This is a genomic window from Bradyrhizobium sp. 1 (assembly GCF_023073315.1).
In the GTDB taxonomy this organism is placed as follows: Bacteria; Pseudomonadota; Alphaproteobacteria; order Rhizobiales; family Xanthobacteraceae; genus Bradyrhizobium.
This window is the reverse complement of sequence record NZ_JADPJH010000034.1, coordinates 132983-155852: the sequence shown is the minus strand read 5'-3', so window position 1 is coordinate 155852 and position 22870 is coordinate 132983. Positions and strand designations below refer to the sequence as shown.

General features: G+C 64.8%; 18 protein-coding genes. 11 read left to right on the top strand and 7 right to left on the bottom strand.

Translation table 11 applies throughout. The features are described from left to right. Positions 1-38: 38 nt before the first annotated feature. Positions 39-1142: an NAD(P)/FAD-dependent oxidoreductase gene (locus IVB29_RS30675; protein ID WP_247507153.1), complete on the bottom strand. Its 1104-nt coding sequence runs from the start codon at positions 1140-1142 to the stop codon at positions 39-41. A 202-nt stretch (positions 1143-1344) separates the two neighbouring features. On the opposite strand from IVB29_RS30675, the gene IVB29_RS30670 reads away from it, so the two are divergent. The 7 genes from IVB29_RS30670 to IVB29_RS30640 all read left to right on the top strand — a co-directional run bounded on the left by IVB29_RS30670 (position 1345) and on the right by IVB29_RS30640 (position 11788). Continuing rightward, positions 1345-4032, top strand: a complete 2688-nt coding sequence (locus IVB29_RS30670) for an EAL domain-containing protein (RefSeq protein WP_247507152.1) — start codon at positions 1345-1347, stop codon at positions 4030-4032. Between the two features lie 145 nt (positions 4033-4177). Next, positions 4178-5656 (top strand): glycerol-3-phosphate dehydrogenase, encoded by a 1479-nt coding sequence (locus IVB29_RS30665; protein WP_247507151.1) that lies wholly within the window; start codon positions 4178-4180, stop codon positions 5654-5656. A 52-nt stretch (positions 5657-5708) separates the two neighbouring features. After that, a complete protein-coding gene (locus tag IVB29_RS30660) occupies positions 5709-6881 on the top strand; it encodes an ABC transporter ATP-binding protein (RefSeq protein WP_247507150.1) in 1173 nt (390 codons plus the stop codon). Further along, positions 6878-7792 carry an ABC transporter permease gene (locus IVB29_RS30655; protein ID WP_247507149.1) on the top strand — a complete coding sequence of 305 codons (915 nt, stop codon included), beginning with the start codon at positions 6878-6880 and terminating at the stop codon, positions 7790-7792. The genes IVB29_RS30660 and IVB29_RS30655 overlap by 4 nt, the downstream gene beginning before the upstream one ends. Before the next feature lie 4 nt (positions 7793-7796). Further along, positions 7797-8609 (top strand): ABC transporter permease subunit, encoded by an 813-nt coding sequence (locus tag IVB29_RS30650; protein ID WP_247507148.1) that lies wholly within the window; start codon positions 7797-7799, stop codon positions 8607-8609. A gap of 237 nt (positions 8610-8846) precedes the next feature. Continuing rightward, entirely contained in the window at positions 8847-9746 is a 900-nt protein-coding gene (locus IVB29_RS30645; RefSeq protein ID WP_247507147.1) for a TRAP transporter substrate-binding protein, read from the top strand. Positions 9747-9760: 14 nt separating this feature from the next. Further along, a complete protein-coding gene (locus IVB29_RS30640) occupies positions 9761-11788 on the top strand; it encodes a HAMP domain-containing methyl-accepting chemotaxis protein (RefSeq protein ID WP_247507146.1) in 2028 nt (675 codons plus the stop codon). 56 nt (positions 11789-11844) lie between these two features. Here IVB29_RS30640 and IVB29_RS30635 read toward each other — a convergent pair whose 3' ends face one another. The 5 genes from IVB29_RS30635 to IVB29_RS30615 form a co-directional block, all read right to left on the bottom strand. Then, on the bottom strand, positions 11845-12837 hold the full coding sequence (locus IVB29_RS30635; protein WP_247507145.1) for a hypothetical protein: 993 nt from the start codon (positions 12835-12837) through the stop codon (positions 11845-11847). Between the two features lie 113 nt (positions 12838-12950). After that, complete coding sequence (locus IVB29_RS30630) at positions 12951-13802, bottom strand: carbohydrate ABC transporter permease (RefSeq protein WP_247507144.1); 852 nt, start codon at positions 13800-13802, stop codon at positions 12951-12953. Continuing rightward, on the bottom strand, positions 13799-14671 hold the full coding sequence (locus tag IVB29_RS30625; protein ID WP_247507143.1) for a sugar ABC transporter permease: 873 nt from the start codon (positions 14669-14671) through the stop codon (positions 13799-13801). The genes IVB29_RS30630 and IVB29_RS30625 overlap by 4 nt, the downstream gene beginning before the upstream one ends. Before the next feature lie 97 nt (positions 14672-14768). Continuing rightward, entirely contained in the window at positions 14769-16154 is a 1386-nt protein-coding gene (locus IVB29_RS30620; RefSeq protein WP_247507142.1) for an ABC transporter substrate-binding protein, read from the bottom strand. Between the two features lie 226 nt (positions 16155-16380). After that, positions 16381-18309 (bottom strand): AsmA family protein, encoded by a 1929-nt coding sequence (locus IVB29_RS30615; protein ID WP_247507141.1) that lies wholly within the window; start codon positions 18307-18309, stop codon positions 16381-16383. A gap of 300 nt (positions 18310-18609) precedes the next feature. On the opposite strand from IVB29_RS30615, the gene IVB29_RS30610 reads away from it, so the two are divergent. The 4 genes from IVB29_RS30610 (at position 18610) to IVB29_RS30595 (ending at position 21944) form a co-directional block, all read left to right on the top strand. After that, positions 18610-19317 (top strand): CoA transferase subunit A, encoded by a 708-nt coding sequence (locus tag IVB29_RS30610; protein WP_247507140.1) that lies wholly within the window; start codon positions 18610-18612, stop codon positions 19315-19317. Positions 19318-19332: 15 nt separating this feature from the next. Further along, positions 19333-19983, top strand: coding sequence for a CoA transferase subunit B (locus tag IVB29_RS30605; protein WP_247507139.1), 651 nt, complete (start codon positions 19333-19335; stop codon positions 19981-19983). 295 nt (positions 19984-20278) lie between these two features. Further along, the gene (gene hemN / locus IVB29_RS30600) at positions 20279-21631 is read left to right on the top strand and encodes an oxygen-independent coproporphyrinogen III oxidase (protein ID WP_247507138.1); all 1353 of its coding nucleotides are present in this window, start codon (positions 20279-20281) and stop codon (positions 21629-21631) included. 115 nt (positions 21632-21746) lie between these two features. After that, positions 21747-21944 (top strand): DUF1858 domain-containing protein, encoded by a 198-nt coding sequence (locus tag IVB29_RS30595; RefSeq protein ID WP_247507137.1) that lies wholly within the window; start codon positions 21747-21749, stop codon positions 21942-21944. Positions 21945-22030: 86 nt separating this feature from the next. Here the strand turns inward: IVB29_RS30595 and IVB29_RS30590 are convergent, their stop codons facing one another. Next, positions 22031-22741: a Crp/Fnr family transcriptional regulator gene (locus IVB29_RS30590; protein ID WP_247507136.1), complete on the bottom strand. Its 711-nt coding sequence runs from the start codon at positions 22739-22741 to the stop codon at positions 22031-22033. Positions 22742-22870: the final 129 nt, after the last annotated feature.

The following is a 22870-nucleotide window of genomic DNA, read 5'->3' as shown; positions in this document are numbered from 1 at the left end:
TTTGCGCGGCGTTGGTCCCCACTTCACTCGAAAACGCTCTAAATGCCTGCGAGCTCGGCGACGTGATCGGCGATTGCGAGCGAAGACGTCAGCCCCGGCGATTCAATGCCGAACAAATTGATCAGTCCTTCGACGCCGTGATCGCGCGGGCCCTGCATCAGGAAATCCTGCGTGGCCACCGCCGGTGGCACGATCTTCGGGCGGATGCCTGAATAGCTCGGCATCAACGCGCCATCGGGCAGCGTCGGCCAGTACCTGCGGATCGCCGGATAGAAGCGTTCGGCACGTGACGGGTCGACCTCGTAGTTGATCGTTTCGATCCACTCGACGTCGGGGCCGAAACGCGCCTGCCCCGCCATGTCCAGTGTCAGATGCACGCCGAGGCCGCCAGGCTCGGGCACCGGATAGATCAGGCGCGAGAACGGCGCCTTGGCGTTGCAGCTGAAGTAATTTCCCTTGGCGAGATAGGCCAGTGGAATCCGGTCCAGCGGCATGCCGTCGATGTGGCGCGCGACATTCGTCGCCCCGAGCCCCGCGGCGTTGACGAGGAGGCTGCATTGCAGCGCCATCGGCGCCTCGCCGCCGGCCTCGACTTCAATGATTCCGGCTGCCGCCTTGGCGCGGATCAGCGGGGTGTGAAACGCAAAGACCGCGCCGGCTGCCTCGGCCTCGCCGCGCAGCGAGAGCATGTAGGCGTGGCTGTCGATGATGCCGGTCGAGGGCGAGAGCAGCGCGGCGTCGCAGGCGAGCGCCGGCTCCAGCGCGCGTGCGGCCTCGCCCGTGAGCAGCTGCATGTCGAGCACGCCATTGGCCTCGGCATGCGCCTTGATCGATTGCAGCTTCTCGGTCTCTTTCGGATTGGTCGCGACGATCAGCTTGCCGCAATTCTTGTGGGGGATGCCGCGCTCGCCGCAGTAGCGGTAGAGCGCGTGCTTGCCGTCGACGCACATCCGCGCCATCCAGCTCCCGGCGCGGTAGTAGATGCCGGCATGGATCACCTCGCTGTTGCGCGAGGAGGTGATGGTGCCGATCGCCTCGGCCTCCTCCAGCACGATCACCTCGCGCCCGGCCTGCGCGAGCTTTCGAGCCACGGCGAGCCCGACCACGCCGGCTCCGATGACGATGCAATCGACCCTATCCATGGTTGTGCAGGCTGTCCGCTGGAAGCGCCGGTGGCATTGGGGGCGAGAACGAGGGCGCGGGGCCGTTTTCCGTTAAGGAAGCATTTATCATGTCAGGGCAATTGCCGTATTTGGCGTCACATTTTTCTGTTGCGCGTACAGGCGTTTACCCGATCCAAACCGGCGAGGCCAGACAATCCGACGTTGAAATCGCGGGTGGCTGATGGCTGAAAAGAACTGGCACGCGGGCAGCATGCTTCCGATTGCTGTGCAGGCCGCCGTGTGCCTGGCCGGCGCGGTCGCGCCTGCGCGTGCCTTTGCGCTGTCGGACAGTTTCGAGGCGCCGAGCTATCTCGGCAAGCTCGATCCGAACCTGATCTGGGAAACCCTGATCGGGGGCATTGTCGTTTGCGCGTTCCTGGCGTCCGTCGCGTTGTGGATCCATTCCGCGCTGCGCCGGGCCAAGCGGTCGCAACTGCGCCGCAACGCCTTCGTCTCCTCCGCCATGAACAATCTCAACCAGGGCGTGGTGATGACGGATGCGCAGCGGCGCGTCATCTTCTGCAATGACCGTTATCTCGATATCTACGGCCTGGCGCGCTCGGAGCTGTGGGCCGGCATGACCGGCTTCGACATCCTCGAGCTCAGGCGCGAGCGCGGGGTCATCGGCGGCGTCTCCGACGACGAGTTCTACGAGAAGGCGGCGAGCCCCAACGGCCTGATCACCGAACTGCCGGATGGCCGCGCCATCCTGGTGAAATATTTCGTATTGCCGAACGGCGGCTCGGTGGCAACCCATCTGGACGTCAGCGAGCAGCGCAAGCTGTCGCGGCAGCTCGCTTCCACCAAGCAGTTCCTGGAAACCGTGCTCGATAACGTGCCGGCCTGCGTTGCCGCCAAGAACATCGAGGACGGCCGCTACATCTTCGCCAACAGCGCCTATGAGCGCTTCTGGGGGTTCTCGCGCGACCAGGTCGTCGGCAAGAACGCGCGCGAGCTGTTCGGGCCGAATTCGGCGGCCGCCATCGAGGCGACCGATCGCGCGGCGCTGATCGCGCCCGCCGGCCAGTACCGCAACGAATTCGAGGTCGAGCGCGGCGCGACCCAGCGCATGGTGGCCTCGATCCGGATCGTGGTCCGCAACGAGAGCAACAAGCCTGAATTCCTGCTGGTGGTGTTCGAGGACATCACCGACCGCCGCTCGCTGTCGCAGGAGCTGGAGAGCACGAAGAAGTTTTTGGAGCTCGTGGTCGACAACATCCCGGTCGCGCTGATCGTGGAGCAGGTCAAGGACGGCCGCTATCTGCTCGCCAATCGCAGCGCGGAGACGATCCTCAACCGCCGGCGCGAGGATGCAACCGGCCTGACCGCGTCCGACATCTTCAATCCCAAGGAAGCCAAGCTGATCATCGCGCGCGACGAGGCCGCGATCAAGAAACGCGGGATGATCACCGAGGAGCATCCGATCTCCACCAAGGACGGCCTGCGGCTGTTCCTGACCCGCCGCGCCACCGTGCTGAGCGATTCCGGCGAGCCGCAATATCTGATCAAGACCCACGAAGACGTCACCGACCGCCGGCAGACCGAGTCGCGCATGGCGCACATGGCCTATCATGATGGCCTGACCGATCTGCCGAACCGCGCCGCCTTCTTGCAGGCGCTGACACAGATGATCGAGGCCTGCGAAGGCACCAGCGAGGAGTTCGCCGTCCTCTGCGTCGACCTCGACGGCCTCAAGGAGGTCAACGACGTCTTCGGTCATGCGCTCGGCGACAAGCTCCTGGTCGAGGTCGCCCAGCGGCTCCAGGATTCCGCGCGCGGCGGCGTGGTGGCGCGCCTGTCCGGCGACGAATTCGGCCTGATCATCGACGGCAAGCAGCCTGAGGCCGGTCTTTCACTGGCGCAGCAGATCGGTGATGCCGTCGCCGAGGAATTCCAGATCGATGGCCGGCCGGTCCGCGCCGGTGTCACCACCGGCATGTCGATCTTCCCGCACAATGGCACTGATGCCGCCTCGCTGCTCGCCAATGCCGGAGCGGCGCTGTTCCGCGCCAAGCAGAAGTCGCGCGGCACGATCAGCCTCTACGAGCCGGAGATGGACCGGCAGATCCGCGATCGCCGCGTGCTGCATCAGGACCTGTCGATGGCGATCAAGAACGGCGAGCTGTCGCTGGCGTTTCAGCCGCAGGGTGCCACGGGCCACAGCGTCGCCGAGAGCGAGATCATCGGTTTCGAGGCGCTTGCGCGCTGGCAGCATCCGGTGCGCGGCCAGGTCTCGCCGGCCGAATTCATCCCGATCGCGGAAGAGAGCGGCCTGATCGTCGAAATGGGCGAGTGGATTTTGCGGCAGGCCTGCCGCGAAGCCGCGTCCTGGCCGAAGCCGCTCCAGGTCGCGGTCAATCTGTCGCCGGCGCAGTTCATGCGCGGCGACGTCGTCGGACTGGTCCATTCGATCCTGATCGAGACGGGTCTGGCGCCCGGCCGCCTCGAGCTCGAGATCACCGAGGGCGTGCTGATCGAGGATTTTGATCGCGGCCTGGCATTGCTGCGCCGGCTGAAGTCGCTTGGCGTGCGCATCTCGATGGACGATTTCGGCAGCGGCTATTCCTCGCTGAGCTATCTCCAGGCGTTCCCGTTCGACAAGATCAAGATCGACCGCGCCTTCATCATCAATCTCGGCCGCAACCCGCAATCGGCGGCGATCGTGCGCGCGGTGATCGATCTTGGCCACGGTCTCGAAATGTCGATCGTTGCCGAGGGTGTCGAGACGGTCGAGCAGCTCGCCTTCCTCGCCAAGGAGGGCTGTGACGGCGTGCAGGGCTATCTGCTCGGCAAGCCGCTGCCGATCGGCAAATATGCCGGCCTCGTCGGCCGCGCCGAGGCCATGGAGCTTGCGCTCAAGACCGGCTAAAGCGTTTTGGAGCGAAGTGGGTACCGGTTCGCGTCAAGAAAACGCGTCAAAAAGAAGAGACGAGAGCCCCGTTCTGATTTCATCGGAACGGAAATGGCTCTAGTGAGGGAGGCGCGCTTTCCCTTGGCTTCCTCTCGACGGCTTCATGGCGGATTACGACCTTGCGATCATCGGCGGCGGCCTGAACGGCGTCGGCCTCGCCCGCGATGCGGCCGGCCGGGGCTTAAGGGTCATCCTGCTGGAGCAGGGCGATCTCGGCGGCGCGGCCTCGTCGGCGACGCCGCGGCTGATCCATGGCGATCTGTCGGTGCTGGAGCGCCGCGGTTTTTGGCGGGTGCGCCGGGCGCTGGCCGAGCGGCGGACCTGGCTTGCCATCGCGCCGCATCTGGTGCGGCCGATGCGTTTCGTGATCCCCGCCCATTCCGAGGAGCGCCCGCCATGGCTGCTGCGCGCAGGCCTCTATGTCTATGACAGCCTGACGAACCGCAGCGGACTGCCTGCCGCGACCACGCTCGACATCACGCATCATCCGGTCGGCAACGCGCTGAAGCGTCCGTTCGGCACCGCGTTCGAATATTCGGATTGCGTGGTCGATGATTCCCGCCTGGTGGTGCTCACGGCGCTGGATGCCGCCGAACGCGGTGCTGTGATCCGGACCGGGGCGCGCTGCGTCCGTGCCGACAGAACCGATACCTGGCGCCTCGCGGTGGTCGATCGTGGCCTTCGCCGGACGATCACGGCGAGGGCGCTCGCCAACGCCTCCGGCGGCTGGACGTCGATGGTCGCCGACACAGTGCTGCGGCAGCCGCAGCCCGCGATGGCGGCGACCCAGATGAGCCAGATCATCGTGCCCAGGTTGTTCGATTCCGAGAATGTCTACGTCTTCCAGAACAATGATGGACGGCTGATCTTCGCCCGGCCGTTCGAGCGTGACTTCACGCTGATCGGCACGGTCACGCATGCTTTCACCGGCGATCCCGCGATCGTGGCGATGCCGTGCGCCGACGTCAGCTATCTCTGCGACGCAGCCAGCCGCTATTTCCGTGAGCGCGTCGCCCCGACCGACGTGGTGCGCACGGTCTCAGGCGTCAACCTGACACTGGCGTCCGCACGGCGACGCGACGGCACCACGCTGTTCCATGCACGCCGACGCAAGGCGCCGCTGATCACGATGTTCGGTGGTGACGTCACCACCTCGCGCCTGCGCGCGGAGCGGGCGGTGACGCGGCTCACGCCATTCTATCCGATGTCGCCGCCCTGGACCGCCGGCGCCGCGTTGCCCGGCGGAGACTTCGCCTGGGACCGTTTCGATCACGAGGTCGACCTTGCGCGCGACCGCTGGCGGTTTCTGTCGGAGCCGGAGGCCCAGCGCCTGGTCGGGGCCTACGGCTCCCGGCTATCGACGGTGCTCGGCGAGGCGAAGACGCGCGAAGAGCTAGGCCCGTCCTTCGGTCCCGAGCTGACCGGTGCCGAGGTGCGCTATCTCATGGCCCGCGAATGGGCGCGTTTTCCGGAGGACGTCCTTTGGCGGCGCTCGAAGCTGGATCTTACGATGCCCGTTGCGGACCGCGTCGCGCTCGCGGCGTTCATGGCGGGTGTGAAAGATCCGCCCCGAAGCGGTTGAGCTAGGGACGCTGGGCCGCTAGCGTGCGGCGGAATCGGGGTTGGCAGGGACCATGACGGACGATTTGCCCAGGACAGACGCTGCAGCCGATGCGGTCGGCGCGGATGCGTATCCGGCGGCGGGTCAGCCGTTGCTGCGCATCGAGGGCGTGGCCAAGACGTTCGGGACGTTTCGGGCCGTGGACGGCGTGTCGCTCGACATCAAGGCCGGCGAGTTCTTTGCGCTGCTCGGGCCCAGCGGCTGCGGCAAGACCACGCTGCTGCGCATGCTCGCCGGCTTCGAGGCGCCCGACGAGGGACGCATCCTGCTCGGCGGCAAGGACATCGCGCAGGCGCTGCCGCATGAACGCCCGATCAACATGATGTTCCAGAATTACGCGCTGTTTCCGCATCTCTCCGTGCGCGACAACATTGCCTTCGGCCTGAAGCGCGCGCGTCTGGCGCGCGCCGACATCGCCACGCGCGTGGCCGAGATGGTCGCGCTGGTGAAGCTCGAGGGGCTGGAGAAGCGCAAGCCGGATCAGCTCTCAGGCGGCCAGCGCCAGCGCGTCGCACTGGCGCGCGCACTGGCACGCCGTCCGCAACTGCTGCTGCTCGACGAGCCGCTCGCGGCGCTGGACAAGAAGTTACGCGAAAACACGCAAGGCGAGCTGATGGAGCTGCAGCGCCGGCTCGGCATGACCTTCATCATCGTCACCCACGACCAGGAGGAGGCCATGACGATGGCGAGCCGGATCGGCGTGATGAAGGCCGGCAAGCTCGCGCAGGTCGCCAGCCCCCGCGAACTCTACGAGGCGCCGCGCTCGCGCTGGATCGCGGAGTTCGTCGGCGATATCAATCTGTTCGAGGCCGAATCCAAATTGCGCGATGGTCATCGTCTGGTCATCGGCACAAGCGGTGCCGGGGCCTTGGTCGTGGCGGAGCCGCGCGAGCCGGTTGGCGCGGGAAAATTGTCGGTCGCGATCCGTCCCGAGAAGGTCAAGCTGTCGCGCCGCGGCCCGGTGAGCGAGGCCGGTCATGAAACGGCGATCAACCGGCTCGACGGCGTCATCGCCGACATCTGCTATCTCGGCGGTACCACCACCTACAAGGTGAAGCTCGATACCGGCGGGATGGTGCAGGCCTCCGTCGCCAACAGTGCGCGCCTCGACGTCGACGCCTACAGCCTGAACCAGCACGTCGTCGCCTGGTTCACGCCCGATGATTGCGTGGTGCTGACGTCATGAGCGGGCGCCGCATCTTCGCGCGGCCGGCGCGCTTCGCCGCGATCGCGCCTTACGTCTGGATGGTGCTGTTCTTCCTGGTGCCGTTCGGCTTCGTGCTCAAGATCAGCCTGTCACAGACCGCGATCGCGCAGCCGCCTTACGAGCCGCTGTTCGATCCGACGGCGGGATGGGAAGCGCTGAAGGCGGCGTTCGCCGCGCTGTCGATCGATAATTTCAAGCTGCTCGCCTCCGACGACCTCTATGTCTTCGCGTATGTGCGCAGCCTCACCGTCGCGGCGACGGCGACCGCGCTGCTGCTCCTGATCGGCTATCCCATTGCTTACGGTATGGCGCGGCTGCCAAGACGCTGGCAGGCGGTGGCGATGGTGTTGGTGATCGTGCCGTTCTGGACCTCGTTCCTGATCCGCATCTATGCCTGGATCAACATCCTCCAGCACGACGGGCTGCTGAACCAAATATTGCTGGCGCTGCATCTGGTCAGCCGGCCCGTGGTGTGGCTCTCCACCGACACCGCAATGTATATCGGCATCGTCTATTCCTATCTGCCGTTCATGATCCTGCCGCTCTACGCCACGCTCGCCAAGATGGAGCCGGTGCTGGAGGAGGCGGCCTCCGATCTCGGCGCCCCGCCCTGGCAGGTGTTCTGGCTCGTCACTTTTCCGCTGTCACTGCCCGGCGTTGGCGCCGGCGTGCTCCTGTGCTTCATCCCCATCGTCGGTGAGTTCGTGATTCCGGACCTGCTGGCCGGTTCCAACTCGCTGATGATCGGCCAGACCCTGTGGCTCGAATTCTTCACCAACAAGGACTGGCCGGTCGCCTCCGCCGCGGCGATCGTGCTGCTGGTGGTGCTGCTGGTGCCGCTGCTGCTATACGAACGGCTCCAGAAGCGGCAACTGGAACAGGGACGCTGAGGCGATGCGCAAGCTCTCCCGCCTGTCCCGCTTCAACATCGCTTCGCTCGCGATGGGGCTGGCATTCCTTTATCTGCCGATCATCATCCTCGTCATCTATTCCTTCAACGCCTCGCGGCTCGTGACAGTCTGGGGCGGCTGGTCGCTGCGCTGGTATCACGAGTTCTTCAATGATCGCGCCATGATCGAGGCCGCCTGGATGAGTTTACGCGTAGCGGTCTCCTCCGCAACCATCGCCACACTGCTCGGCACGCTCACCGCGGTGGCGCTGTCGCGCGGCGAGGCATTTCGCGGCCGCACGCTGTTCTCCGGCATGCTCTATGCGCCGCTCGTCATGCCGGAAGTGATCACCGGCCTGTCGCTGCTGTTGCTGTTCGTGGCGCTGAATGCCGAGCGTGGCTTCTGGACGGTGACGATCGCGCATACCACGCTGACAATGTGCTTTGTCGCGGTGGTCGTGCAGTCCCGCCTCGGCTCGCTCGATCGCTCGCTGGAGGAGGCGGCGATGGACCTCGGCTGCAACCCGCTGCGCGCGTTCCTCGCTGTGACGCTGCCGCTGATTGCGCCCGCGATCGTCGCCGGCTGGATGCTGGCCTTCACGCTCTCGCTCGACGATCTCGTGATCGCGAGTTTCACGACCGGTCCGGGCTCGGCGACCTTGCCGATCCGGATCTATTCGGAAGTGAGGCTCGGCGTGAAGCCCGAGATCAACGCGATCTGCACGCTGGTGATCGGCCTGATCGCGGTGATCATCGTGATTGCCTCGCTCGCCTCGAAATTGTCGAGCTCGCAAGGCGAGAGCGCGGCGCCGCTGTAGCTGCTTGCCCGGTAAGCCATGCACGCGCAGCGCGCGACATCGCGGCGTCAGCAGGAAGATCGAGCGCCCATGGTGCTTGGGCACCGCCAACATCTAGGTTAACAATTCATATAGCTTATCTCGTTATCTTCGCCTCGCTTGAGGAAGAGGACGATGACGCGGCTTTATATTGGTGTGGCCAGCACGGTCCTGGCTTTATTCTGTTTCGCTGTTCGGCCGTCTGCTGCTGCGACGCAGATGGTTTCGCTGCTGTACAACGGTTCGCCGCAGTCGCCGCAGCAGATCGGCTCCGACGAATTTCGCCGCAAGCTCGCCGAGCTCGCACAGGGCCGCATCATTCTCGATGCACGCGCCGGCAATTCGCTGGGCAGCGAGACGGCAATCCTTGCGGCAATGCGCAGTGGCGTGGTCGACATGGCGACGCTGTCCGGATCGGTGGTCAGCTCCGCCGTGCCGGAGTTCGGCGTGTTCGACGTGCCGTTCCTGTTCCGTGATGCCGCGCAGGCCAAGGCGGTGGCAGAGGGGCCGGTCGGCGCGCTGTTCGCCAAGCATTTCGCCGACAAGGGACTTGTGCTGCTCGCGATCGGCAAGCAGGGCTTTCGCAACGTCACCAATTCGAAACGGCCGATTCATTCTCCGGCGGATCTCCGCGGCCTGAAGATTCGCGTGCTGCCGAACGACGTCTATCAGATGACCTTCAAGGCGCTGGGTGCCGAGGTCGTGCCGATGGAGTTCACGCTGGTCTATTCCGCGCTGAAGGATGGCCGCATCGACGGGCAGGAGAACCCGGTGATGACGATTGCCACCAGCCATCTCGAGGAAGTGCAGAAATATGCCAGTCTGACCGGGCATTTCTTCGCGCCGATCGCCTTCGTCGCCAATCGCGACGTGTTCCAGGCCCTGAAGCCGGCCGACCAGGCCGCGATCATCGCCGCGGCCAAGGCCGGTGCGGAGGCGACCTGGCAGAGCGGCGTCGCGGAAGAGACAAAGAAGATCGAGGAGCTGCGCAAGGCCGGCATGGAGATCATCGAGAAGGTTGATCGCCAACCCTTCATCGATGCCGTGAAGCCCCTGGAGCCTGAATTCGAGAAGCGCTTCGGCAAGGATCTGCTCGCGCGGATCCGGGCTACGCCGTAATCGCGGGAAACATCATGAACCTGTCATTGATCCTGTCGCGCATCGGCATCCGCCCGCGCATCTTCGGCGGCTTCGCGCTGGTCCTGGGTTTCCTCTGCGTGTTGGCGCTGCTTGCCGTCATGCGGTTGTCCGAGATCGGCGGCACCGTCGGAGAGCTCGTCACCAGCGCCGACGGCGATGCCGGCATGGCGAGGGTCCATGCCGCGCTGCTCTCCTCGAACGTCACCGTCGAAAAATTCATCCGGACGCGCAATCTCGGCGACCGCGATAGCGCCATGAAGGCGATCGACGGTTTTGGCCAGACCTTTGACCAGGTCGATCAGCAATTCGCCCGCCTGCCGGCGATCGGCGCCGGCCGGAGCGCTCTGGTGGATGCGCTTGGCACCTATCGAAAATCCTTCACGGCGGTTGCCGCCGCAGTCGATCGTTTGCGCAACGCAAGCACTAAGAGCGAGGGACTTGGCGCCTCGGCAGGCCTCGACGTCGGCGCGATCAATGTCGCGCTTGCGAACCAGCCTGACCGTCTGATCCAGCCGCTGCGTTTGGCCGGAACGGTGGACGCGATGCGCGTCTCGATGCTGCGTTTCACCATCACCCAGGCCCAGGTCGACGCCGACGATGCCGGGATGACGATCGGCTACGTGCTGGCCGCGGTGGCCGACAGCGAGGCGGAGATCGCCGATGTCGAAGCGCCGCGACTGAAGAACCTGATTGCGGCCCTGAAAAAGGTGCTTGCGGATCAATCGGCGACGCTGACCGAGCTGTCTGCCGCGATGGGCGAGCTGCGCAAGGCGCAAGCCGATCTCGTCAAATCCAGCAGCGCGATCGACGCCAAGGCGGCCGAGATCAGCCGGGCCCTCGGCGCGACGCGCACCGAGCAGAGCCGGCTGACGGCTGGGTCGGTCGATCAGACCCGCAATCTCGTGTTCACGGTGGCCGCGTTCGCGCTCGTTCTTGGCGCCTTGCTGGCCTGGCTGATCGGACGCAGCGTGTCGCGCCCGATCGGTCAGATGACCTTGCGGATGCAGAGCCTTGCGGCTGGCGAGCTCGACGAGGCGATCCCGGGCGGCGAGCGCGGCGACGAAATTGGCCGTATTGCCGGAGCGGTCGAGGTATTCCGCCGGAATGCGCAGACCGTCCGACGCATGGAGCAGGAGTCTGCCGCGCAGCGTGCCGCGGCGGAGACCGAACGTGCATCGATGATGGCTCAGCTGGCCGACCGCTTCGATCGCGGCATGGAGGGCGTCATAGGTGGCGTCTCGAGCCGTGCCGAGGAGATGGGCCAGAGCGCTGGCAGTCTCGCCCGTGTCGCCGAGCGTGGTCGCTCGCTGGCCGAGCAGGTCGCCGCGACATCGGCCCAGGCGTCCTCGAACGTGCAGACCGTCGCGGCCGCGACGCATCAGCTCGCCGCCTCGATCAAGGAGATTTCGAGCCAGGTCGCGCGCTCCGTATCGGTGTCGGATCGGGCCAAGGAAGAGGCCTCGCGTACCGAGACGTTGATGCGCGCGCTGTCGGATTCGGCGGAGCGGATCGGCACCGTGGTCCAGCTGATCCAGGCGATCGCGAGCCAGACCAATCTGCTGGCGCTCAATGCCACGATCGAATCGGCGCGGGCCGGCGATGCAGGCAAGGGCTTTGCCGTGGTCGCCAACGAGGTGAAGAGTCTTGCGACCCAGACCGCGCGCGCCACCGAGGAGATCGCAGGGCTCGTCGCCGAGATCCAGGGCTCGACCGGGCAGTCCGTCGCTGCGATCGGCCAGATCGGCAGGACCATCGCCGAGATGACGGAGATCGCAACGACGATTGCCTCAGCCGTCGAGGAGCAGGGTGCGGCAACCAGCGAGATCGCGCGCAATGTCGAGCAGGCCGCCAACGGCACCGCGGCGGTGACCGACCAGGTCGGCGACGTCCGCACAGTGGCCGGCGAGACCGATGCCGGCGCCGAAGCCGCACTCACGGCCGCGTCAGCGTTGCAGGATCAGGCACGCGCGCTCAAGACAGCTGTCGCAGAGTTTCTGCAGACTGTGCGCAAGGCGGCCTGAGGACCTTTGCGCGCTGCCGCCCTTCGTCGCGCGCATCGTGGCGATCTGATTTCGGATCACCGCGGCCGCGTCGTCCGTTGCGATGCCTTCGTGCCTGTCGACCGGACCCGCGTTGCGGAGGCCGAGGCGGGTCCGGCGCGCCGCGCGCGGACAGCGCCCTGCACGGCGGCGCCGAGCTGCCGCAGCGCAAGGCTGTCGAGCGGAAACTCGAGCAGGATGTGGATCAGGCTTAGCGCCAGCAGGAAGGTGAAGCCGAACGCATAGTCATAGAAATAGAGCGCCGTGGAGGCGGCGCTGGCGGCGGCCATCGCCGCCAGCCGAGCCTTCGGTACTGCGGTCCAGCGGATCACGTCGGCTTTGATGAACCAGTTGAGGTAGTGATACGTGTAGACGAAGGCGAGCAGGCTCGTCAGCCTGGTGTCGAGCACCAAGCCGGGCACGCCGAACAGCCGGCCCAGCGCCGGGCCGACATTGCCGAAATAGTCCTGCCCGACCCGGGCAAAGCTCGCGATCCGGATTTCCGCGGCTGGCGGCAGCAGCAGGATCGTGGCGATCGCGACGAGATAGAAGACCACCAGCGCAACCTGTACCCGGCTGCCGGACCGGTGCGCGCCGAGCACCATGAAGATCAGCGTGAACAGCGAGACATGGATCAGCGTCGGAATCAGGATGCCGATCACGGCGAGCGAGGAGCCGCTCGAATACATGATGGCCGACAGTGCGATCGCCGCCATGAACAGCAGCATGCTCTCGATTGCCGAAGTGGTCGCCGCCAGCATGGCGCAGACGATCAGCGCGCCCCACATCGCGAAGCCGAACCACGAGGCGTTGTCGATCAGCGCAGCGACCACGGCAACGATTGCCAGGATCACGGCAATCCCGCGGTGAGGCAGATAGTAGCTGCGATCGTGCAGCCAGGAAATCTCGGTGAAGTAATGCGCCGGTCCCAGCACGACATAGGCCAGCAGCAACAGTTCGAACGGCACCAGATAGGCTGCCGCGAGAGCCAGCAGCATCAAGCCGAGATGGATTGCGTCGTTGCTGCGCATGATGCCGGGCCCCGCCTTGGGGCACGGAGGTTAGAGCAATCGTGGACAATCTTCAATTGTCCACGGTATCGCTCAAACGCCTTGCTTGCAGCGCCTCGGTGCTTCCTGTTGCGTCAGGACTTCACCGCACCCGCCGTGAGCCCGCCCACCATGTAGCGGCGGAAGGCGTAGTAGATCGCGGCCGGCGGTAGCGCGTAGATGAAGCCGGTGGTCATCAACAGCTCCCAGGGCGAGTCGTCGGCGGCGAGGAAGTTGCCGAGCGCGACAGGCAGCGTGATCTCGCGGTCGTTCGAGAGCAGCAGGAACGCGTAGAGATATTCGTTCCAGGCCAGCAGCACCGCGTAGGTGCCGATCGCGACCAGCGAGGGCATCATCAGCGGCAGATAGACCAGGCGGAAGATCTGCAGCGTCGTCGCGCCGTCCATCACGGCGGCCTCATCCAGCTCGACCGGGAGCTTGTCGGAGGCCTGCTTCAGCACCCAGATCGCGTAGGGGCTGGCGATCGTCACCATGGCGAGGATCAGCGACCAGTGATTGTTGAGCAGCCCGTAATTGCCCATGGTGCGGTACATCGGCACGGCGAGGAACGCCGCGGGGATGAAATATGTGAAGAGCGCCAGGTTCATCACGATGCGCCCGCCGGGCACCTTCAGACGCGAGATCGAGAACGCTGCGGCGGTGGCGATGACCAGCGTCAATACGCCGACGGCCGCCGCGATCACCAGCGAATTCCAGAACTGGATGTAGAAGTCGCGCAGGAAGTAATGCTGCTGCTTGAACACGATCTCGAAGTTGTGCAGCGTCGGATGGTCCGGCCACAGCTTGCCCGAGAACGCGTCCTCCTTCGGCGAGATCGCGAACAGGAACATGTGATAGATCGGAATCATCGTCCAAAGGAAGACGGGAATGCCGATCAGCAGCAGCCGCGCTTCCGTCGCGACATCACGTAAGGTGGGAAGCTTCATCGCGACAGCCGTTTCATCATGAAGTACATGAGCGGCACGACGAACGGCATTGCGCAGACGATGGAAGCCATCGCGAGCGAGAGCTGGTCGAGCCGGAGATAGCGAATGCCGAGCGTCGCCAACACGTGCGTGAGGTCGGCCGGGCCGCCGCCGGTGAGCAGATAGACGCTGTTGAAGTCGCCGAGCGTCCAGATCATCGAGAGCAGCGTGCAGGTGATGTAGAGCGTCTGCAGCGATGGCCAGGTGATGTAACGGAATTTCTGCCACCAGCTCGCGCCGTCGACCTCGGCGGCCTCGAACAGATCTTGCGCGATCGCCAGCCGGCCAGTCATCAGGATCAACGTCCAGAATGGCAGCGACTTCCAGATGTGCACGCCGATCGCCATGGTCAGCGCCACCGTCGGATCGTTCAGCCAGTTCGGGCCGTCATCACCGGTGAGGGAGAAGATGAGGTGGTTGATCACGCCCCATTCGGGATTGAACATGAAGCGCACCGACAGGATGGTCGGGATCGACGGCACCGCCCAGGGCAGGATGAAGACCACCGAGAGCCATTTGATCCAGGTGCGCTGCTGGGCGAAGAAACCCGAGAGGAACAGCGCGATCAGCATCTTGATGTTGATGCCGATGACCAGGAAGATCAGCGTGTTGACCGCGGCACGCGCGAAGATCGGGTCGTTGTACAGCGCGACATAGTTCGCCGGGGCCCGCGCCAGCCACAGCCCGTAGCAGACGGGATAGACGACGAAGGCGAGGAAAACCAGCAGATAGGGCGCGATGAGCGCGATGCCCCAGACCTGCGCCGGGGTCAGCCGCGACGACAGGGGCGGGGCGGGGATCGACTGATCGCCAGAGAGCGTAATCGCCATTCTTTGGGACTCTTTGAAAGGACTTCCGGCCGCGCGAGGCGGCCGGTCTTAGCGTGTCGCCTCTCCCCGCGCCAGCGAGGAGAGGAAGAAAGAGAATTTAGCCTGCAACCTGCTTGATGCGGGCGATCAGCTCGTCGACGGCCTTGTCGACCGGGACCTTCTCGCTGACGACCCGGTTCATCGCCTTGGCCCAGACGTTCTCGTTGTTGAGGATCGTGAACTTCCAGTTCTTGGTGAAGTCGAAGGCTGCGGTGCCACCGGTGAACTGCGCGTGGACGGCCTTGCGGTGCTTGTCGGCCTGCCAGAACGGGCTGTCCTGGCTCGCCTTCGTCACCGGGAACCAGCGGCCGAGCGCGCCCTCGATATAGGGGCGGACATTCTCTTCCTGGAGCAGGAAAGCAATGAACTGCTTGGCTTCGGCCTTGTTCTTGGCTGCGGTGAACACCAGCCCGGTCTTGACGTCGGAGCGGTAGCGGATGGTCGAACCATCCGGCGCCTTCGGGAAGGACGCCGTGACGATGTCCTGCTCATAGGCCTTCTTGCCGGCGTCGCGCTGCTCTTGCGTGAGCGCCTGGTTCTGCGAGTCTTCGAACCACTTCGCCGCGATCGAGATCGTGAAGTTGTGAGTCATCACGATGGTCTTGTTGTGGAAGGCGACGTTGTTGTCCGGGTCCTTCCAGGTCGTGGAGGACGGCGGGGTGCAGCCTTTGATGTAGGTATCGGTGTAGTCCTTCAGCGCGCCGATCAGGTTCTCGCGCACCTTGGGATCGTCGACTGTGAGCTTGCCGTCGTCGTCGACCAGCTTGACGTGATAGGCGTCCATGAAGGTGTAGAACGACTGGAAGGCGTCGGTGGATTCCACGCCCATCGGCTGGCCGACACCGTAGATGCGCTGACCGGTGGCCTTGCGGATTCCCGGCTGCACCTTGTCGCACCAGAACGTCCAGTAGCCCGCCCAGTCGGTCGGGATGTCGGCGAGCTTGAAGCCGGCCTTCTCCAGCATGTCGTTCCAGATCTCGACATGCATGCTCTGCTGCTTCAGCGGGAAGCCGTAATAGGCCTTCTTCTTGGTGACGTCGTTATAGAGGATCGAGGCGTCCAGCGTGTTCTGCACGAACCGGCCCTTGATCGGCTCCATGATGTCCGAGAGGTCTTCGAGCTTGCCCTCATAGGCCCACTTGCCCTGCGCCTGCACGTCATAGGAATCGGAATAGGCGACATCGGGCACGGTGCCGGCGTCGAGCGCTGCGACCGTCTTCGGAATCATGTCCTGGATCGCGTACTGCGACAATTCGACCTTGATGCCGGTCTTGGCCTCGAACTTCTTGATCGTGTCGAGCAATGCGTCGTCTTCGGAGCGGTAGAAGCCCTTGCCCCACCAGACCGTAATCGTCTTCTGCTGCGCAAATGCGGGTGCAGCGGCTGCAAACAGCCCTGCCGCAGCGACCGCCAGTGTGACTGCGCCAATAACCTTGGATTTCACGTTTTTCTCCCTCAAGCCGCCGGTGTTTTAACCGGTCGGATAAAACACTAGCGCATGGCAGTCAGCCGATCTAGCGGCATCTTGTCAGACCTAGGTCGTGGGGGTGTCGGGCTGTGGAGGATGCTTAACGCGGGCATCGATGCAATCGCCGCATCAATTCAGCCGGATCAATTCGCGCTCGATTTGACGGCGCTGGACGAATCGCAGCCCTCAATCGAACTTCGTCTCAATTAGACTTGGCGTTCTGTTTGGCATTGTCGGCGGTGGACGGGTCTGCCGGCGCGGGACGCTTTCCGGTGCCGGTGATGCGCTCGATCGCGGAGCGCACAGCGTCGCCCCCCTTGCGGTCCTTCAGCATGTCGAGCAGGGGCGCGGAGGCCGGCGAGCGGCGGATCAGGCTTTCCGGATCGGGGAAGATCAGCGGATCATCCCAGGGGCCCTGCACCACGAAGGGCAATTCGAAGCCCGACGCAGTGTTGAGGCTCGCCACGCCCTTCATGTCGTATTCGCGCGTCGGCACTGAGGCGGTCCCGGTCATCGTGATCTTCGCCGCCGGGCCTTCGACGCGGATGTCCTCGGCTGTCGCGACGCCGTCGGAGAATTTCACCGCGATGGTGAGGTTGTCGTAAGGGGTCGAGCCGTTGCGGAAATTGCCGCCGCCCGACAGCGGTCGCCGCTCCAGCCGCTTCAGCAACTGCTCGGCATTGAAGCCCGCGATCGCGCCGTCATGCCCGGTGACGGTGGCGCTGCCGTCGAGCGACTGCACGAGGCCGAACGGACTCGAGCCGGAGGCGAGCAGCGAGACGTTGATGTTGCCGCGGCCGGACAGCTTGCTGAGGCCGAACAGTTCGGAGGCGCAGGCCTGGAGGTCGACATCGGTGAACTGGAATTGCGCCTTGATGTCGGCGACGGTGTCGGAGCGCGCGATGCCGAACGAGCCCTTGGCGATGCCGCCATAGACCTGGGCTTCGCCGACCGAGAGCGCCAGCGTTCCGTTGCGCAAATTGGCGCCGATTGCGGTGCGGCCGAGCTTCGTCGGCCCGACCGTCAGCTTTGCTGCCGACAGGCGCATGTCGAGGTCGGTGGTCGAGAGGCCGTTGAGATCGAACAGCTGCCTGTTCCAGTCGCGCGCGCCGCTCGCGAGCAGGCGGAAGGTCGAGATATAGGGCGTGAAATCGAGCACGTCGGCGGCAAGCGTTGCCTGCAGCGTCTGCCGGCCGTTATTGGCGTAGGTCATGACGCCCTCGGCGGTATTGCCGTCGAGCTCGACATTGACGTTGGTGAGCGCGATCGAGGCGCCGACCACGTTGGCGCGCGCCTTCAGCGCGAAGCGGCCGAAGCCGCCGCTGCCGGGTTGCGGCTGGCCGGTCCAGCGCAGCGCGTTGCGCAAGGACGGGCTGTCGATCGTGAGCGTGCCTTCCATCATCGGACTGGTGCGGTTGGCGACGCTGCCGTCGAAGGCGAGCTTGAGCGGCGCGCTGACGATCCGGGCCTTCAGGCCGGAACGGTCGCCGGAAAGGGCGGCGACGAAATCGGCAAAGCTGATCGAGCCGTCGACGCGCTCGCCGCGCCAGTCGAACTGCCCGGTCGCGGCGAAGGAGCGCGAGATCGAGGGCCAAGCCAGCGACAGGTCGATATCGTCGAACTGCTCGGTGGCGTGGGTGGCGGCGTCCTCGTAATTGAGCACGCCGTCCTGGATCCTGATCTCGGAGAACGACACCTGGCTGTCGGCACCGGGCTTCATCGTGCGCGCGATGGTCTGGATGAAGGGCGTCCAGTTGCTCTCGCCGTCCGGCTTCAGGCTGACATGGATGCGCGGCCGCAGCAGCGTCAGGTCGGCGATCTCGAACCGTTGCAGCAGCAGCGGCAGCAGCCGCAGATTGGCGGTGAGCACGTCGACATGGAGCGCGGGGTCGCTGGTGCCGCCGCCCTTCAGGCCGACGTCATGGAATGAGATGTAGCTCGCCGGCAGCAACGAAATGTCGATGTTGCCTGCGACGCCGAGCTCGAGCCCCGTGACATCGCGGATCTGGGCTTCGACCGCCTTGCGCAGCGCGTCGCGATTGATCAGCCACGAGGTCGCGATCAGGGCGATCAGCACGACGCCGAGCAGCGCCGCGATCGGCGTCCCGAGGCGCTTTATTCCTTGGGCCATGGTCAATGGCATGTCCTGATCGGGTTGGTCGTTGGAGCCAGAAGGGCGGGCCGAGAAACCTGCGCGCCCCTCGCGCTCAGATCCTGTCCAAGTCCTGTTATGTTAAGTGCCGCAACTTGATGGGTTTTCTTGTCGCTTTCAAGGCCGCGGGCGGTTCTGCCCACCTTGTGGGCAGCTTCTACCACCGCCCCGCGCAGCGGAGAACCCCGTATCATTGACGGCTTCGGACCATTTCGCCTAATAATCGCCGCCAATAAGGCGCGACGCCTGCAAGCCGAAGGTTCAGTCGAGGTTTTTTGCATGAACAAGGTCTATCCCGACGCCAAGTCGGCGCTCGACGGCACTCTGAAAGACAACATGATGATCATGTCGGGCGGCTTCGGCCTCTGCGGCATCGCCGAGGCGCTGTCCGACGCGATCCGCGAGTCCGGCGTCAAGGGGCTGACGGTTGTCTCCAACAATGCCGGCGTCGATGGCATCGGCCTCAGCCGCCTGCTCGAAACCCGGCAGATCAAGAAGATGATCTCGTCCTATGTCGGCGAGAACAAGCTGTTCGCCCAGCAATTCCTCGCCGGTGAGCTGGAACTCGAATTCAACCCGCAGGGCACGCTGGCCGAGCGCATTCGTGCCGGCGGCGCCGGTATCCCGGCCTTCTACACCAAGACCGGCGTCGGCACGCTGATCGCCGAAGGCAAGGAAGTGAAGGAGTTCGACGGCGAGAAGTATTTGATGGAGCGCGGCCTGTTCGCCGACCTCGCCATCGTGCACGCCTGGAAGGGCGACACTGCCGGCAACCTGATCTACCGCAAGACCGCGCGCAACTTTAACCCGATGATGGCGACCGCCGCCAGGATCACGGTCGCCGAGGTCGAGCATCTGGTTCCCGCCGGTGAACTCAATCCCGACCATATCCACACGCCCGGCATTTTCGTGAAGCGCATCGTCGAGGTCGGCACGGCCAAGAAGCGCATCGAATTCCGCAACACCCGCCCGCGCACGGCAGCTTGAGATCAGGAGAGCGATATGGCCTGGACCCGTGAACAGATGGCTGCGCGCGCCGCGAAGGAATTGCGCGACGGCTATTACGTCAATCTCGGCATCGGCATCCCGACGCTGGTCTCGAACTACATCCCCGACGGGGTCGACGTCAGCCTTCAGAGCGAGAACGGCATGCTCGGCATGGGCCCGTTCCCCTATGAGGGCGAGGAAGACGCCGACCTCATCAACGCCGGCAAGCAGACCGTGAGCGAGCTGCCGACGACCTCGTATTTCTCGAGCGCGGATTCCTTCGGCATGATCCGCGGCGGCCACATGGACCTGTCGATCCTCGGCGCCATGCAGGTGGCCCAGAACGGCGATCTCGCCAACTGGATGATCCCCGGCAAGATGGTCAAGGGCATGGGCGGCGCGATGGACCTCGTCGCCGGTGTCAAGCGCGTCGTCGTGGTGATGGAGCACTCGGCCAAGGACGGCTCCAAGCTGCTGAAGCAGTGCAATCTGCCGCTGACCGGCGAGCGCGTGGTCGACATGGTCGTCACGGATCTCGCGGTCTTCACCATCGACAAGCACGGCGACGGCGGCATGGCGCTGATCGAGCTCGCCGACGGCGTCTCGCTCGACGAGGTCAAAGCCAAGACAGAAGCCGAATTCCGCGTGGCGCTGAAGAACACGTAAGGCGGTCGCGAACGATCGTGAAATGGCCGGGCTTTGCCCGGCCATTTTCGTTTGTGGTGTGCGGAACGCGCGTGCCTCAATCTCGTCATTGCGAGGAGCTCTTGCGACGAGGCAATCCAGGCCGCCTCCGGGGAGGGACTCGACGGAGTATGAGGCGCGGCCACGGCTCCTCCAATTCGCGTGTCAGGCCCCGGATTTGAGCGAGCGCAAGGTGACCCGTCCGAAAACGGGTAATCCAATGCCATCCGGGATTTGCCGCGGCCCCGCGCGGAATCGATTTACGATTGGATAATACATGAGGACTGATCTCGCAGCGAGCTACGGCGAGGAGCGACTGCCGCGCTACACGAGCTATCCGACCGCACCGCACTTCTCGCCGGCGATCGGCGCCGACACCTATGCAAGCTGGTTGTCCGAGCTGCCCCCGGGAGCCAGCGCGTCGCTTTATCTGCATGTGCCGTTCTGCCGCGAGATGTGCTGGTATTGCGGTTGCCATACCCAGATCGTCCGCCGCGATGAGCTCGTCGCGGCCTATCAGCAGACGCTCCGCAGCGAGATTACCGAGGTCGCCGAGACCATCGGTCGCCGCATCAAGGTCGAGCACATCCATTTCGGCGGCGGCACGCCGACGATCATGGCGCCGGAGGCCTTTGCCGAATTGATGGCGGCGATGCGCCACGCATTCTTCGTGCTGCCGTCGGCCGAGATCGCGGTCGAGATCGACCCGAGGACGCTGACATCGGAGATGGTCGAGGCCATGCGGCTCTCGGGCGTCAACCGCGCCAGCCTCGGCGTGCAGAGTTTCGATCCGGTCGTGCAGCGCGCGATCAACCGCGTGCAGAGTTTTGAGCAGACGGCGTCCGTCGTCGGCATGCTCCAGCGCGCCGGCGTCAACGGCATCAACTTCGATCTCATCTATGGGCTGCCGCACCAGACCGTCGCGTCCTGCATGGACACCGTGCGGCGCTCGCTCGAGCTTGGGCCTGACCGCTTCTCGGTGTTCGGCTATGCGCATGTGCCCGCTTTCAAGAAGCACCAGCGCATGATCGACGAGAAGCGCCTGCCCGATGGCCTTGCCCGGCACGATCAGGCTTGCGCGATCGCCAATGCGCTGAAGGAGGCCGGCTATGTGCAGATCGGGCTCGACCATTTCGCGCGTCCCGACGATGCCATGGCCGTGGCCTTCGAGGACCGGACGCTGCGCCGTAACTTCCAGGGCTACACCACCGACAAAGGCGAGGTGCTGCTCGGATTCGGCGCCAGCGCGATCGGACATCTGCCGCAGGGTTACGTCCAGAACGAGGTGCAGATCGGCGGCTATGCGCAGAGCATCGCCGAAGGCCACCTCGCCACCGCGAAGGGCTATGGGCTCACCGACGACGACCGGCTGCGCGCCGACATCATCGAGCGCATCATGTGCGAGTTCAGCGCCGATCTCGGCGACATCTGCGCGCGTCATGGTGCAGAAGCCGAGACGATGTTGCAATCGGCCTCGCGCCTGAAGCCGCTGATCTCGGACGGCGTCGTGAAGCTGGACGGCGACCGGCTCGCGGTCGCAAACCACTCGCGGTTTTTGGTCCGCAGCGTTGCGGCCGCATTCGATGCGCATCTGGATCCGGGCAAGCAGTTGCACAGCAGGGCGGTGTAGCCTCGTCATTCCGGGGCGCGCCACTTGGCGCGAGCCCGGAATGACACCTCAGCTTGCGCTCCAACAAAGAAACTCGCCCCCGCTCCGCTATCGTCAGTTCGGAACGGAGTTGTCTATGCCCTTCCGATCCGACGATCTGGTCGATGACATCATGCGAACGGCACCGCACGCGATCCGCGTGTTTCTCGCCTTCAGGATGGCCTGTGTCGGCTGTCCGATCGCGACCTTCCATACCGTGGACGACGCCTGCCGCGAGCACGGCATCGACCGCGACAAATTCCTCGCCGCGCTGTGCGACTGCGTGCCGGCGTGAGGCGGGTTGGAGTTCGCGCGGGTCGCGCGCGAATTCCGGGGTGAGGGCGGGCTTTTGCCGTAAGCGGAAGCGCCCTCGCCCTTATCTTACGCCGCGCCGCTGTCCGGGGTTCGCTCCGCCAGCACGACGATCCCATGCGGATCGCGCAGGATGATGCGCTGGCGGCCGCTCTCGACGAGGCCCTGGCTTTCCCAACCGCTCAGGATGCGGCTCACGGTGTGCAGCGTGGTGCCGGTCATCTGCGCGATGTCCTGGCGGCTGATTGGAAAGTCGATCTCGATGCCGCGGTCGAGCTTCTTGCCGGATTGTTTTGCAAGCCGCAGCAGCGCATGCGCGACGCGCTGCTCGACCTGCTGCGTCGACATTTCCAGGATGCGGGTGTGGCTTTCCTGAAGCCGCGTACCGACGGCCTGGAGCGTGTTGGCGGCAATCGCCGGAAACCGTTCGATCAGACGCGGCCAGGCCGAAATTGGCCAGATCAGCACCACGCTGTCGTCGACCGCCATCGCGGTCGCCGGATAATGCGCGGCTCCGATTGCCATCGCCAGGCCAAATGTTTCGCCGGGCGCGACATAGCGCACCACGATCTGCTCGCCGGTCGGCGTGGTCTTGGCCGCACGGACATGGCCGTGCAGCAGCAGGAAGAAGGATTGCGCGTCCGCGCCCTGCTCGAAAATGGCGGTGTTTTTGGGATAACGCGCCGAGCGGGCCTCGCGCAGGATCTCGTCCAGGGCCTCCGGCCCGACCCCGGCAAACAGCGGCAAATGCGCGACCAGCGATGTGTCGACCTTGGCCATTCTGTCTCCTCGGCGCTCGGGAGTGTGATGGCACCTGCAATCGTCCTTTAGTTTGCGATAGCGCAAAACGGGCAGGCCGAACGGCAGTATTTTTCCAGGCAACGGTTCCGAATTCACAGGAGTTGCCCC